A 13,884-nucleotide genomic window follows, 5' to 3' on the forward strand; every position below is an offset into this window, starting at 1 on the left:
GAGGGAGGCCCTGTGCCGCGGTCACCATCCGACTCGTCATCGCTGCTCGTGATGCGAGGAATCGTCAAGCAGTTCCCGGGCGTGCGCGCCTTGGACGGCGTGAACCTTGAGGTCAGAGCCGGAGAGGTGCACTGTCTGCTCGGCCAGAACGGCGCCGGGAAGTCCACGCTCATCAAGATCTTGTCCGGTGCCCACGAACCCGACGAGGGCGAGGTGCTGCTCGACGGCTCGCCCGTACGGCTGGCGCCGCCGACCGCGGCGATGAGCCACGGAATCGCCACCATCTACCAGGAACTCGATCTGGTGGACGGGTTGAGCGTGACGGAGAACATCTTCCTCGGCCACGAGAGGGCGACCTTCGGGTTCTCCCGCCGGGCCGAGGCCGACCGGGCGACGGCCGAGCTGCTCGAGCGGCTGGGGCACGGCGAGATCCGCCCCCGCACCGAGGTGGGCTCGCTGTCGCCGGCCCACAAGCAGATCGTCAGCATGGCCAGGGCGCTGTCGCACTCGGCCCGGGTGATCATCATGGACGAGCCGTCGGCCGCGCTGGACCACGACGAGGTCGGCAACCTGTTCCGGGTGATCCGTGACCTCACCTCTCAGGGCGTGGCGGTGATCTACATCTCCCACCGGCTGGAGGAGATCCGCGAGATCGGCGACCGAGTCACCGTGCTCAAGGACGGGCGCACGGTCGCGGTGGGGCTGGCGGCCAAGGACACCCCGACCTCGAAGATCGTGGCGCTGATGACCGGCCGCAACGTCGAGTACGTCTTCCCGTCCCGGCCGGGCAGGGGAGCCCACGAGGGGCGGCCCGAGGTGCTGCGGGTGGAGAATCTGACGCTGCCCGGCCGGTTCGCGGACGTGTCGTTCAGCATCAGGACCGGGGAGATCGTCGGCCTGGCGGGCCTGGTCGGCTCCGGCCGCAGCGAGATCATCGAGGCGATCTACGGCGCGCGGCGGGCCGGTGGCCGGGTCGTGCTCGATGGGCGGACGGTGCGGCCGGGCAGCACGACCCGCGCGGTGCGGATGGGCATGGGCCTAGCCCCCGAGGAGCGCAAGGCGCAGGCGTTGCTGCTGGACCACCCCGTCGCGCAGAACATCACGCTGGCGAGCCTGAGCCGCTACACCAGGCCGCGGTGGCTGGGCTGGCTCGACCGCCGGACCGAGTTCGCCGAGGCCGAACGGCTGTCGCAGGCGCTGGACATTCGCCCGCCCGATCCGCGCCGGCCGATCAGGACCTTGTCGGGCGGCAACCAGCAGAAGGCGGTGCTGGGACGCTGGCTGGCCGAGGACCGCAAGCTGCTGCTGCTGGACGAGCCCACGCGTGGGGTGGACGTCGGTGCCCGGGCCGAGCTGTACGCGCTGGTGCGCAAGCTGGCCGACGACGGCATCGGTGTGCTGCTGGTGTCCAGCGAGGTGCCTGAGGTGCTGGGCCTGGCCGACCGCGTGCTGGTCATCCGCGAGGGCCGGATCGTCCATGAGGCGCCGGCCGAGGACCTGGACGAGCACCGGGTGCTCGACCTGGTGATGGTCTCCGCAGGACAGAGGCCCGGATCCGATGTGGCACATCCCCCCACCGAAGGAGCATCGCATGACTGAGGTTGATCGGGCCGCGCCGACTGGTCCGCGATTGAAGGCGGCGGGACCGGGCGGGCGGTTCGGCCGGCTGGGTGAGGTCCGGCATCTGGGGCTGGTCGCGGCGTTGACACTGCTGGCGATCGTGGGATTGGTGACGAGGCCGGAGAACTTCGCCACCTCCTCCAACTTGGTGAGCATCCTGGCGCTGGCCTCGACCATCGGGGTGATCACTGTTGGCATGACGTTCGTGATCATCGGTGGTGGCATCGATCTGTCGGTGGGCGCGCTGATGGCGTTGGCGTCGGTATGGGCGACCACGCTGGCGACCCAGTCCTACGGGCCGGTCGTGGTGATCGTGTGCGCGGTGCTGGTGGGCACCGGCGCGGGCCTGCTGAACGGGATCTTGATCGCCTATGGCCGGATGGTTCCGTTCATCGCGACGCTGGCGATGATGGTGGCCGGGCGCGGCCTGGCGCAGCGGATGTCCAACCAGCGCACACAGCTCGTGCAGCAGGACAACTCGATGATCGTGAGCCTGTCGACCACGCGGGTGCTCGGGCTGCCGCTGCTGGTGTACGTGTTCGCGCTGGTGGTGCTGTTCGGCTGGCTAGTGCTCAACCGCACGACGTTCGGCCGGCGCACCTACGCGGTAGGCGGCAATCCCGAGGCCGCCCGCCTGGCCGGCATCGACGTGCGCAAGCACACGCTGCTGTTGTACGCCCTGTCGGGGTTGTGCTGCGGGATCGCCGCGGTGCTGATCATGGCCAGGACCACGACCGGATCGTCCACACACGGCGACCTGTACGAGCTGGACGCGATCGCCGCAGTGATCATCGGCGGGACGCTGCTGAGCGGCGGCCGGGGCACGATCATCGGATCGATCCTCGGTCTGCTGATCTTCACTGTGATCACCAACCTGTTCATCCTGAACGGCCTGAACACCGCCGACCAGCTCATCGCCAAGGGCGCGATCATCGTCGCCGCCGTGCTGCTGCAGCGGCGAAGCCTCAAAACACACACCTGACACCAGGGCCGGATCGCAAGCCTTCCGGCTTCAGCAAGGAGAGAAGACATGGACAAGAACGTCGCCCGGCGCGGCTTCCTCTTCAGCGGCGCCGCCCTCGGCGCGGGTGCCCTCGTCAGCGCCTGCACCAGCAACGAGCCGGTCGCCACCCAGCAGGCGAGCGCGCCCGCGCCCGCTCCCGCGGCCAAGGACGGGAACGACGCCCCTGGCGAGAAGGTCGTCATCGGCTTCTCGGCCCCGGCCGCCGACCACGGCTGGATCGCCGCCATCAGCAAGAACGCGGCGGACGCGGCCAAGCAGTACACCGACGTCGAATTCAAGCCGGTCGAGCCGACCAACGACATCAACCAGCAGATCTCGGCGGTGGAGTCGCTGATCCAGGCGAAGGTCAACGTGCTGGTGATCCTTCCGAACGACGGCCAGCAGCTCAACCAGGTTGCCCGGCAGGCCATGGACGCGGGCATCCCGGTGGTCAACGTGGACCGCGTCTTCCCGGACAAGCTGTCGTACCGGGCCTGGATCGGAGGGGACAACTACGGCATGGGTGTGGCCGCCGGACACCACATCGGCAAGACGCTGAAGGACAAGGGCGTCTCCAACCCGATCATCCTGGAGATCCAGGGCATCGCCACGCTGCCGCTGACCCAGGACCGCAGCAAGGGCTTCGCCGACGCGCTGAAGACGTACGGCTTCAAGGTGACCGCGCAACAGGACGCCAAGTTCACGGTGGAGTCCGGAACGCAGGTGGCCGCCAACCTGCTCCAGGCGCACAAGAAGATCGACGCGATCTGGAACCACGACGACGACCAGGGCATCGGCGTGCTGGCGGCGATCAAGGAGGCCGGTCGCAACGAGTTCTTCATGGTCGGCGGCGCGGGCTCGGCCAATGCGATGCGTGACATCCAGGCCGACAGCGGCGTGCTGAAGGCCACCGTCACCTATCCCCCCACCATGGCAGCCTCGGCGATCAAGATCGCCCGGCTGATCGCTCAGGGCAAGGGCATGAGCGACCTGCTGGAGCAGCAGGTGCCGCAGTCGATCACCCTGGCTTCGGAGACCATCACCAAGGACAACGCCGCCCAGTACCTGCCCCTCGGGTTCGAGTCATGAGGCCTGTCATCGGGATCGGCATGGTCGGCTACGCGTTCATGGGTCGTGCGCACTCCCAGGCGTGGCGCAGCGTGGACGCGTTCTTCGACCTGCCGTTCAGGCCCTTGATGGTGGCCGTGGCCGGCAGATCCGCCGAGGCGACCGCGCAGGCCGCCGAGAAGCTGGGGTGGGCCGGCGCGGAGACCGACTGGAAGCGCCTCCTCGACCGCGACGACGTGCAGATCGTCGACATCTGCACGCCCGGCGACTCGCATGCCGAGATCGCCATCGCGGCGCTGGCGGCCGGCAAGCACGTGATCTGCGAGAAGCCGCTCGCCAACACCGTCGCCGAGGCCGAGGCCATGGCCGCGGTGGCGAAGGAGGCGGCCGCGCTCGGCGTGCGCAGCATGGTCGCCTTCAACTACCGCCGCGTGCCCGCCGTCGCGCTGGCCCGGCGGTTCGTCGAAGAAGGCATGCTCGGCGAGATCCGGCACGTACGGGCGCAGTATCTGCAGGACTGGATCGTCGACCCGGAATTCCCCCTGGTCTGGCGGCTCCAGAAGGACAAGGCCGGCTCCGGGGCCCTCGGCGACATCGGCGCCCACATCATCGACACCGCCGAGTTCATCACCGGTGAGCGGCTGACCGGGGTGGCGGCGCTGACCGAGACCTTCGTCAAGGAGCGTCCCCTGGCGGCCAGTTCGGCCGGGCTCTCGGCCGGCGGCGGAACCGGGAGGGGCGCGGTCACCGTGGACGACGCGGCGCTGTTCATCGGACGGCTCAGCGGCGGCGGGCTGGCCTCCTTCGAGGCCACCCGCTTCGCGACCGGGCGCAAGAACGCGCTGCGCATCGAGATCAACGGCGCCCTGGGCAGCCTGGCCTTCGACTTCGAGTCGATGAACGACCTGTGGTTCCACGACCACACCATCGACAGCGCCGAGCACGGATTCCGGCGGGTGCTGGTCACCGAGCCGGACCACCCGTACGCCGGGGCGTGGTGGCCGCCGGGCCACGGCCTCGGGTACGAGCACGCCTTCGTCCACGAGACGAAGGACTTCCTGGAGGCGATCGCCGCCGGCACCGACCCCGCACCGTCCTTCGAGGACGGCCTGCGGGTGCAGCGGGTGCTGGCGGCGGTCGAGCAGAGCGCGGCTGAGGGCAGCCGCTTCATCACTGTGGAGGGTTCATGACGAGGCCGGTCACGTTGTTCACCGGGCAGTGGGCGGACCTGCCGTTCGAGGAGGTCTGCCGGCTGGCGTCGGAGTGGGGCTACGACGGCCTGGAGATCGCCTGCTGGGGCGACCACTTCGAGGTCGACAAGGCCCTCGCGGACGACTCCTACATCGAACGCAAGAAGGAGACCCTGGCCAAGTACAACCTCCGGGTGTGGACGATCTCCAACCACCTGGTCGGCCAGGCGGTCTGCGACCATCCCATCGACGAGCGCCACAAGGGCATCGTGCCCGCCCGTATCTGGGGTGACGGCGAACCCGAAGGCGTTCGGCGGCGCGCCGCCGAAGAGATCAAGGATACAGCCCGCGCGGCGGCCGCGCTCGGCGTGACGACCGTCGTCGGCTTCACCGGCTCGTCGATCTGGCACACGCTGGCGATGTTCCCGCCGGTGCCCCCGTCGATGATCGAGGCGGGCTACGCCGACTTCGCCGACCGGTGGAACCCGATCCTCGACGTCTTCGACGAGGTCGGAGTGCGCTTCGCCCATGAGGTGCACCCGAGTGAGATCGCCTACGACTACCACACCACGGTGCGGACGCTGGAGGCCATCGGCCACCGGCCGGCCTTCGGGCTGAACTGGGACCCCTCGCACATGGTGTGGCAGGACCTGGACCCGGCGAACTTCATCCTCGACTTCGCCGACCGGATCTACCACGTGGACTGCAAGGACGCCCGGGTGGCCACCCGCGACGGCCGGCGCGGCCGTCTGGCCTCCCACCTGGCGTGGGCCGACCCCCGGCGTGGCTGGGACTTCGTGTCCACCGGCCGGGGCGACGTGCCGTGGGAGGCGTGCTTCCGCGCGCTCAACCACATCGGCTACGACGGCCCGATCTCCATCGAGTGGGAGGACGCGGGCATGGACCGTCTGCACGGCGCGCCGGAATCCCTCGCCTACATCCGCTCGCTCAACGCCATCACCCCACCGGCCGCTGCTTTCGACGCCGCCTTCTCCTCCGAATGACCCATCACGCCGGGCGGCGGCCGCACAGTGGCCGCCGCCCACCGTCCCGGTGAACGATCGCGAGAGGACCCGTGGACCTCGCAGGCGTTCGCCGTCGCCGGAAGGCGCACGGCCTGGACCACGCCCGCTCCGGCGAACTGGTCCTGCTCGCCGAGCCCGAGGCGTGGTTCAGGGCCGGCGCGGCACTGCTGCGCAAGAAGCTCGGCCTGCGCTACCTCATGAACGTCGTCGGCCTCGACCAGGGTGCTCGCGCCGTACGCGGCTCACATGGGCTGCTTCCCGCGGACCCCGCCGACGCGCCGGTGCTGCTCTGCTCTGACCCGTCCGCCGGCAGCGAACGATTCGAGGCGACGGAGGTCAAGGACCTGCTGCTCCGCCTGACGCTGCGCTGATCTCATGGAGAGGATCGCGCCTGGGGACGGCCGACGCCCCGGCTCACGTCCGTCCGGCAGTCTCTCGTCGGCATGGGCCGGATGGCCGTCAAGACCGTGCTCGGCATGGCGGACGGCGTTCAGCCCGCCTCGCGGCACCTGCAGCTGGCGACGACCCTCAGCGTCCGCGACTCGATGGGGCCCGCCTCATCGCACTGATACGCCCAGCGTTCCAGCCGGTCTAATTCGTGATGTTCGGTCGGCCGAAAAGGTCTTGTTTCGGCAAAAGTTATCGTTTACGTTAACGCTGCAAACGTAACCGATAACGATTGCAACTAGTGAGGGCTGCATGGCCGAGGGCGGTGCGCCGGTAACGATGAGCGATGTCGCGCGATTAGCGGGCGTCTCGACCGCGACCGTATCCCGGGTGGTCAACGGCCGTTACGGCGTCAGCGCGAGCACCATCGCACAGGTCCGCTCGGCCATCGAGCACCTCGGCTACGAGTCGAGCCTGGTGGCCACCAGCCTGCGGCGCAGCCGCACCAACGTCCTCGGCCTGGTGAGCCACAGCTTCCAGTCATACACGGCCGAAGTGCTCAAGGGCGTGATGGAGGCGCTGACCCAGTCGGGCTTCGACCTGATCATCTACGCCAACAGCGACCTCTACGGAACGTACTCCGAGGGCTGGGAGCGGCGGCATCTCGCCCGCCTGTCGGGCACGCTCACCGACGGCTGCATCGTGATCACGCCCTCGGGCGACGTGCGGAGCAACACCCCGGTCGTGGCCATCGATCCGGCGCGGGACTCGACGGTGCCGTCGGTGACGGCGGACAACCTCGCGGGGGGCACCACGGTCGTCGAGCATCTGCTCGCCCTGGGGCATCGGCGGATCGCATTCATCGCGGGCAGGTCCAATCTAGAGGCGGCATGGTTGCGAGAAGAGGGATACCGCAGAGCACTGGCCGCAGCCGGGGTGCCGGTCGACCCCACGTTGATCGCCAGGGGAGACTTCAACCCCGAGTCCGCGGTCCCGCTCGCACGGGCGCTGATGGACAGGGAGGACCGTCCGACGGCGATCTTCGCGGCGAGCGACGGGATGGCCCTGAAGGCCCTGGAGGTCGCGAAGGAACTGGGGCTCAGCGTTCCCGGCGACCTGTCGCTGGCCGGGTTCGACAACATACCGGAGTCGGCGCTGGGCGATCCGGGGCTGACCACGGTGGACCAGTCGATGTACCGGCTCGGGTTCGAGGCCGCCCGCATGTTGAGGTCGCTGGTGAACGGTAACTGGGAGGGCCCACACCAGATAGTGCTTCCCATCCGCTTGGTGGTACGCGGCTCCACCGCGGCACCCAGAACGCCCTGAAAGCGGGGCGCCACACACAGTGTGGCGCCCGGACACATCTGAACGCTCGAGCCACCGAGCGTTCAGATGCAAACCCCTTACCCATGGAGGTACGTGCACACAGAAACCCGCAGCACATTCACCAATGAGTCAGGTCGGCCAGGCGGGTGCCATCCGCAGCCAACCATCAAGGGAGTTTAAACATGCGTTTATTAGCCTATCACGGCAGTTCGCGGCCTATTGGCGTACGCCGATTCGCGGTGGCGATGGCCGCCGGAGCCATGCTGATCGCGGCAGTGCTGCTCGCGCCACGGCCGGCGGCGGCGGACACGCCATGGCTCAGCGTCTCCGAGGACGGCTACGCGTCGTTCACCGTTCCGGTGGCCTCCGTCGAGGCAGCCGTGGGCCAGGTGTCCGGGGTCGTCATCGAGGGGAACTTCGGGCCCTCCTTCACCTGGGCGGAGTTCGGCCTTACCCGCCGGGGCACCGCCTTTTCCGGGGTCCTCGGCCCGCTCAAGCCGGGGTTGTACACCTACCAGGTCACGGGCGATGACACCAAGGGTCTCAAGGACCCGACGAACGGTACGAGCGTCGCGTCCAAGCCGCTCCTGAGCACCTTCTTCGTGGCGGGCGACTCGGTGCGCCTGCTCGCGGACGTGCCTCAAGGGCAGGGCGGCAAGGTCAAGACCCTCACCTACCGGACCAAGGGCCAGGAGCGGTCGGCGCTGGTGTGGTTGCCGCCGGCGTACTCGGGCAAGGGCCCCAACGCCTACCCGGTGTTGTTCCTGCAGTCCGCCACCGGTGTGAGCGCCACCGACTGGCTCGACCTCGGTCGCGCCAAGCAGATCCTCGACAACCTGTCGGCTCAGCGGTCCATGGAGCCGATGGTGGTCGTGATCAGCGACGGTGACGCGGCGGCCGGCGACAAGGAGCTCCAGAAGGCCGTCGCGGAGCGCTACCGCGTGCACCGCGGCGCGGCGCACCAGGCGATCGCCGGGGTGGCCGAGGGTGGGACGCAGGCGCTACGTGCCGCACTGGCCAACCCGGCTCAGTTCGCCTACGCCGGCTCGTTCTCGGGTCTGCTGACGGACGGCGTCGGCCGGCCGGACGCGCACGCGATCAAGCTGCTGCGCCTGTACACCGGGAACGTGACGGATCCCGCGTACAACGCGACCAACCGGCTGACGAAGGCGCTGGACCGCGCCCGGATCACGTACGAGTTCGACGGGGTCAACCCCGACGCCGGGGCGAACTGGAACGCCTGGCAGGAGAATCTCATCGACTTCGTGCCGCGGCTGTTCCGCAAGGTGTCGGACCACGGCCCGAGCGCCGGTCATGGGCGGCTGAAGGGCGAGTTCAACCCGCCGGCCCCCGGCACCACGCCGACGCCGTTCGTGAGCGAGGACCGCTTCGTCACCTTCGAGACCACAACCGACTTCAAGGACGCCCAACGTGTCAAGGTGTGGGCGAACGTGGCTCCCAACGGCAGTTGGCTGCGCGTCCGGCTGTCGCGCGAGGGCGACCGGTGGCGGGCGACCGTGGGTCCGCTCGACCCGTGGTTCTACTACTACCGGCTGATGGTGGACGGCGTCTCGGTCAAGGACGTGTCGAACCCGACGAAGGTGACCTCCGAGCCGACCTGGAGCACCTTCCTCGTCAACGGCGAGAGGTCGCGGCTGCTCTCCGACGTGCCCGCCGGCCAGGGCGGAAAGGTGGAGAGCCTGACGTACCGGAGCACCGTCGCGAACCAGGACCGGGCCGCGCTGGTCTGGACCCCGCCGGGATACGACCCGAACCGCGCGGAGCCGTACCCCGTCTTCTACCTCCAGCACGGCAGCGGCCAGAGCTACACCGACTGGGTGGAGATGGGCCGCGCCAAGCAGATCCTCGACCACCGGTTCCTCGACGGGGACCTGGTGCCGATGGTGGTGGTGATGGGCAACGGCAACGTGTCCGACTTCACCAAGGAACTGCTGGAGAACATCGTTCCGGCGGCCCGTGCCCGGTACCACATCTCCAGCGACCCGTCGCGGCAGGCCCTCGCCGGCCTCTCGATGGGAGGTGGGCAGACGCTCACGCTGCTCAAAGCGCGCCCGGGTCAGTTCGCGTACGTCGCGGCGTTCTCGGCCGGGTTCGGCAGCGGCGCCGGCGTCGACGCGCAGGCGATCAACAACGGGACGAAGCTGTTGCGCCTGTACGTCGGCGACCAGACCGACTTCGTCTACCCGTCGTTCATGACGTCCCTGACCACGTTGAACAACCTCGGTATCCGCTACGAGTTCGACGGGGTCACTCCGGGGCCGCACGGCTGGGACGTGTGGCAGAAGAACCTCATCGACCTGGCACCGCGCCTGTTCAAGCGCTGACGGAAGCCCGGCCCGGGCGACATGTCGCACCCGGGGCAATGTTAACGCTCACAAGAGAATCGACACGGGGGCGGGGTTCGGGTGGCGTCACCTGTTCCCCGTCCCGTTCGATCGCTCTCCTACAGCGATCCCCAAGGGAACCAAGCCAATGAAGAAAAACAGGATCATCGCCGCGGCGGCCCTGCTCGCCGCCACCTCCGCGCTCGCCGCCTGCTCCTCCGGCCAGCAGGCCGGCAGCGCGAGCAACCCGAGCAACCCGAGCGGAAACGCCGTCGCCAGCAACTGCACGAACACGATCCCCAAGAAGAACCTGCCGGTCGTGACGATGTGGGGCTGGTACCCCAACACGCAACTCGTCGTCGACAACTTCAACAAGCAGAACGGTGAGGTGCAGGTCTGCTGGACCAACGTCGGCCAGGGCAGCGACGAGTACGACAAGTTCCAGACGGCCATCTCGGCGGGCACAGGGGCGCCCGACGTCATCATGATCGAGATGGACCGGATCCCGACCTTCCAGATCCAGAAGTCGCTCGTCGACATCAAGCAGTACGGTTATGACCGCGTCAAGGCCGACTACAGCGAGGGCGCGTGGAAGGACGTCTCCGTCGGTCAGGCGGTCTATGGCGTGCCGGTCGACGGTGGTCCGATGGCGATGATCTACCGGAAGGACCTCTTCGAGAAGTACGACATCAAGCCGCCGAAGACCTGGGACGAGTACGAGCAGGCCGCGCAGAAGATGAAGGACGCGGGCGGCCCGCACTTCGGCGACTTCGCCGCGAACGTCTCAGCCCTCACGATGGCACTGCAGATACAGAAGGGCGCGTCTCCGTTCGCCTACGACCCGGCGCAGCCAGAAAAGGTCGGCGTCAAGCTGAACGACCAGGGCTCCAAGGACGTGCTCGACTACTGGGCGCGCCTGGCGAAGAAGGGGCTGGTCGGGACGCAGGACCAGTTCACCCCCGAGTACATCTCCGGCGTCATCAACGGTAAATACGCCACGTACATCTCGGCGGCGTGGGCGCCCGGCTACCTCACCGGTGCCGGTGTCGGCAAGGGCGAGGACACCGGCAAGTTCGCGGTGGCGCCGCTCCCGCAGTGGGATCCCGCCAACCCGGTGCAGGTGAACTGGGGCGGGTCTGCCTTCTCCGTGACGAGCCAGGCGAAGAACCCCGAACTCGCGGCGAAGGTGGCGTACGGCCTGTACGCCGACAAGGAGTCGCTCACCGACGGCTGGACCAACCAGATCATCTTCCCGCTGAACCTCAAGGCGCTCAACTCCCCCGAGTTCGTGAACCTGAAGGTGGCGTTCTTCGACGGCCAGCAGGCGAACAAGGAGGTCTACGTGCCCGCGGCGAACGCCTACAAGGGCATGACCTACAGCCCGTTCGGCCAGTACTACTTCGACGCCTTGACGAAGCAGGTCAGCGCGCTCATCGAGGGCTCCGTCACCGGTGCGCAGGCCGCCGACCGGCTGCAGGAAGACGTGGTGAAGTACGCCAAAGAGCAAGGTTTCACCGTTCAGTGACGAGCAGGGTGGGGCCGCGCCGTCTGAGGCCGGCCGGCCTGCCCGCTGTTTCCCCGCATCGACTTCCCGGAGCCCAAGATGTCCCTCCTGCTAGAAGAGGGTGTGTCCAGCACCCAAGAGAAGACACACAAGATCCGCGGTAAGGTGCGCCTCCGTGAGCATCTGATGGGGTGGCTCTTCGTCGGGCCATTCGGGATCGTCTTCCTGGCGTTGCTCATCGCGCCGCTCGGGTACGCGCTGTATCTGAGTCTTTTCCAGAAGAAGCTGATCGGCGGCACCAGCTTCGTCTTTCTCGACAACTACGTGAAGGCGTTCACCGACCCCAGCTTCCTCTCGGGGTCGTGGTTCGTCATTCGCTTCTCGCTGGTGTCCATCCCGCTGCAGATCATCGTCGCGCTCGGGATGGCGTTGATCCTGGACGCCGTGACCTCCCTGTTCACCCGCCTCTCGCGCCTCATGATCTTCCTTCCCTACGCAATTCCCACAGTCATCGGGGCGGTCATGTGGGGATTCCTGTACAGCAAGAGCTTCGGGCCGCTCACCGAAGTCTTCGGCTGGTTCGGCACCACGCCGCCTGATTTCCTGAGCACCAACCTGATCTTCTACGGCCTGGTCAACGTCGTCACCTGGCAGTGGGCCGGTTACTACATGATCATCCTGTACGCGGCGCTCCAGGGCATCGACCCGGCGCTCTACGAGGCCGCCCGCATGGACGGCGCCGGCAAGTGGCAGATCGCGCTGCGGATCAAGATCCCGCTGATCACCCCCGCGCTGGCCCTGATCCTGGTCTTCTCGCTCATCGGCACCTTGCAGTTCTTCAACGAACCGCAAATCCTGCGCTCCCTCGCGGCCGGCACGATCGGTCCTGACTTCACCCCCAACATGTACGCGTACCAGCAGGCGTTCGCACTCGCGAACTTCAACTACGGATCGGCGATCTCCTTCGCTCTCGGCGGGATCGTGTTCGTCGGCGTCTACGCCTTTCTGTTCTTCACTCGCAAGCGGAGGAGCTTTCTGTGATGAGTGACCGCTTCCTGGCCGGCGCCCGCCGCCGGCCGTCACGCCACCTCCCGCTGCAGGTGCTCCTCGGCTTTCTGGTCGTGTATTTCCTGGTGCCGTTCTGGTGGGTCATCGTGAACAGCTCCAAGGACGCCCCCGGACTGTTCGGGGGCGGCAACACCTTGTGGTTCGCCGGCCACATCGACTATCTCGGCAACCTGCGGCAGTTGTTCACCTACGACAATGGCATCTACGGCAGGTGGATCCTCAACTCCACCCTGTACGCGATCGCGGGCGGGGCCGGGGCCACGGTTTTGTCCGTCATGGCCGGCTACGGATTCGCCAAATACCGCTTCGCCGCCAGGCGTTTCTCCTTCGCCCTCGTGCTCGGCGCGTTGATGGTGCCCGCGACGGCCTTGGTGATTCCTACCTTCATGATGTTCTCGCAACTGGGGTTGACCAACACGATCTGGGCGGTGATCCTGCCCTCACTGCTCAACCCGTTCGGCGTTTATCTGATGCACGTATATGCGCGCGACGCGGTCCCCGACGAGATTCTGGACGCGGCGCGGGCCGACGGGGCGGGGGAGATCCGGACGTTCGTCCAGGTCGCCTTTCCGCTGATGCGGCCGGCGGTGGTCACGGTGCTGCTCCTGTCCGCCGTGGCCTCCTGGAACAACTACTTCCTGCCCCTCGCCATGCTCTCCGACAACCGCCTCTTCCCCGTCACCGTCGGGCTCGGCATGTGGCAGGGCATCGCCTCGGCCAACAACGCGGGCAGCACGTCCCTCTGGAGCCTCATCATCCTGGGCGCGCTCGTGTCGGTCATCCCGCTCGTCATCGCCTTCTTCACGCTTCAGCGACACTGGCGCGGCGGCCTGTCCGTCGGCGGCCTGAGATAGGGCCTCGGAACAGGGATGGCTCGTAGACCAGGTGTCCGGTGACCTGGTGCGGCACGAGTTCGAGGCGGAGCCCGGGCAGCCCGTCCGCGTGCAGCGGCCGGGCGGGCCCTGGATGAGGACGTTCCAGCCGTGCAGCCGGTGCGGGTCGATGCGGTGCACCTGGAGGACGACGGCCGCCCCTGAGACGAAGGACGTCCCGTCGGCGAGGTCGGCGTGGACGGCATGCAGTGAGCGCAAGGTCACCGTGTGGGGGCGCACCGCGTAGCCGACGGGGAGCAGCGTGTCGCCGAAGGAGATCCGGCCCGAGCCGCGCTGCCCGATCAGGCGCAGGCATTCCGCGCGGCCGAGGTCCTCGCGCTCCGGGCCGGTGGTGGCCACCGGGGTGACGGACTGCCATGGCGAGGGCCCTGTGGGGTGCGGAAACTCAGCCGCCGAAGTTGACGTGGGGGTTCGTGGCTCGAGCATGATGAGGTCTCGGGCATCCTGCTGACGGT

General features: G+C 67.9%; 11 protein-coding genes and 1 pseudogene. All 12 read left to right on the plus strand.

Going from position 1 to position 13,884, the window contains the following annotated elements; genetic code table 11:
- The first annotated feature begins 12 nt into the window (after positions 1 to 12).
- The 12 genes and pseudogenes from ACQPWU_RS17420 to ACQPWU_RS17475 all read left to right on the plus strand — a co-directional run bounded on the left by ACQPWU_RS17420 (position 13) and on the right by ACQPWU_RS17475 (position 13,390).
- Positions 13 to 1,599: a sugar ABC transporter ATP-binding protein gene (locus ACQPWU_RS17420; RefSeq protein WP_433441222.1), complete on the plus strand. Its 1,587-nt coding sequence runs from the start codon at positions 13 to 15 to the stop codon at positions 1,597 to 1,599.
- Positions 1,592 to 2,602, plus strand: a complete 1,011-nt coding sequence (locus tag ACQPWU_RS17425) for an ABC transporter permease (protein WP_433441224.1) — start codon at positions 1,592 to 1,594, stop codon at positions 2,600 to 2,602. The genes ACQPWU_RS17420 and ACQPWU_RS17425 overlap by 8 nt, the downstream gene beginning before the upstream one ends.
- Before the next feature lie 48 nt (positions 2,603 to 2,650).
- Positions 2,651 to 3,712 (plus strand): ABC transporter substrate-binding protein, encoded by a 1,062-nt coding sequence (locus tag ACQPWU_RS17430; protein ID WP_433441226.1) that lies wholly within the window; start codon positions 2,651 to 2,653, stop codon positions 3,710 to 3,712.
- The gene (locus ACQPWU_RS17435) at positions 3,709 to 4,881 is read left to right on the plus strand and encodes a Gfo/Idh/MocA family protein (RefSeq protein WP_433441228.1); all 1,173 of its coding nucleotides are present in this window, start codon (positions 3,709 to 3,711) and stop codon (positions 4,879 to 4,881) included. Before ACQPWU_RS17430 ends, ACQPWU_RS17435 begins: the two co-directional genes overlap by 4 nt.
- Positions 4,878 to 5,885 carry a sugar phosphate isomerase/epimerase family protein gene (locus tag ACQPWU_RS17440; protein ID WP_433441230.1) on the plus strand — a complete coding sequence of 336 codons (1,008 nt, stop codon included), beginning with the start codon at positions 4,878 to 4,880 and terminating at the stop codon, positions 5,883 to 5,885. The genes ACQPWU_RS17435 and ACQPWU_RS17440 overlap by 4 nt, the downstream gene beginning before the upstream one ends.
- A 71-nt stretch (positions 5,886 to 5,956) precedes the next feature.
- The gene (locus ACQPWU_RS17445; protein WP_433441233.1) at positions 5,957 to 6,277 is read left to right on the plus strand and encodes a hypothetical protein; all 321 of its coding nucleotides are present in this window, start codon (positions 5,957 to 5,959) and stop codon (positions 6,275 to 6,277) included.
- A 30-nt stretch (positions 6,278 to 6,307) separates the two neighbouring features.
- A pseudogene (locus ACQPWU_RS17450) lies at positions 6,308 to 6,475 on the plus strand (substrate-binding domain-containing protein); the annotation flags it as partial.
- Between the two features lie 157 nt (positions 6,476 to 6,632).
- On the plus strand, positions 6,633 to 7,619 hold the full coding sequence (locus tag ACQPWU_RS17455; protein ID WP_433441236.1) for a LacI family DNA-binding transcriptional regulator: 987 nt from the start codon (positions 6,633 to 6,635) through the stop codon (positions 7,617 to 7,619).
- 182 nt (positions 7,620 to 7,801) lie between these two features.
- Positions 7,802 to 9,964 carry an alpha/beta hydrolase gene (locus tag ACQPWU_RS17460; RefSeq protein WP_433441238.1) on the plus strand — a complete coding sequence of 721 codons (2,163 nt, stop codon included), beginning with the start codon at positions 7,802 to 7,804 and terminating at the stop codon, positions 9,962 to 9,964.
- Between the two features lie 148 nt (positions 9,965 to 10,112).
- On the plus strand, positions 10,113 to 11,489 hold the full coding sequence (locus tag ACQPWU_RS17465; RefSeq protein WP_433441240.1) for an ABC transporter substrate-binding protein: 1,377 nt from the start codon (positions 10,113 to 10,115) through the stop codon (positions 11,487 to 11,489).
- Between the two features lie 102 nt (positions 11,490 to 11,591).
- Positions 11,592 to 12,509, plus strand: a complete 918-nt coding sequence (locus ACQPWU_RS17470) for a carbohydrate ABC transporter permease (protein WP_433441242.1) — start codon at positions 11,592 to 11,594, stop codon at positions 12,507 to 12,509.
- A complete protein-coding gene (locus tag ACQPWU_RS17475) occupies positions 12,509 to 13,390 on the plus strand; it encodes a carbohydrate ABC transporter permease (RefSeq protein ID WP_433441244.1) in 882 nt (293 codons plus the stop codon). The genes ACQPWU_RS17470 and ACQPWU_RS17475 overlap by 1 nt, the downstream gene beginning before the upstream one ends.
- Positions 13,391 to 13,884: the final 494 nt, after the last annotated feature.

This window comes from Nonomuraea sp. CA-141351, from assembly GCF_050944675.1.
Lineage (GTDB): Bacteria > Actinomycetota > Actinomycetes > Streptosporangiales > Streptosporangiaceae > Nonomuraea.

Excerpts from the sequence above, each read along its gene's own strand:
- ACQPWU_RS17440 (WP_433441230.1), top strand. The coding sequence starts at position 4,878 with ATGACGAGGCCGGTCACGTTGTTCACCGGGCAGTGGGCGGACCTGCCG.
- ACQPWU_RS17465 (WP_433441240.1), top strand. The coding sequence starts at position 10,113 with ATGAAGAAAAACAGGATCATCGCCGCGGCGGCCCTGCTCGCCGCCACC.
- ACQPWU_RS17455 (WP_433441236.1), top strand. The coding sequence starts at position 6,633 with ATGAGCGATGTCGCGCGATTAGCGGGCGTCTCGACCGCGACCGTATCC.
- ACQPWU_RS17430 (WP_433441226.1), top strand. The coding sequence starts at position 2,651 with ATGGACAAGAACGTCGCCCGGCGCGGCTTCCTCTTCAGCGGCGCCGCC.
- ACQPWU_RS17425 (WP_433441224.1), top strand. The coding sequence starts at position 1,592 with ATGACTGAGGTTGATCGGGCCGCGCCGACTGGTCCGCGATTGAAGGCG.
- ACQPWU_RS17475 (WP_433441244.1), top strand. The coding sequence starts at position 12,509 with ATGAGTGACCGCTTCCTGGCCGGCGCCCGCCGCCGGCCGTCACGCCAC.
- ACQPWU_RS17460 (WP_433441238.1), top strand. The coding sequence starts at position 7,802 with ATGCGTTTATTAGCCTATCACGGCAGTTCGCGGCCTATTGGCGTACGC.
- ACQPWU_RS17435 (WP_433441228.1), top strand. The coding sequence starts at position 3,709 with ATGAGGCCTGTCATCGGGATCGGCATGGTCGGCTACGCGTTCATGGGT.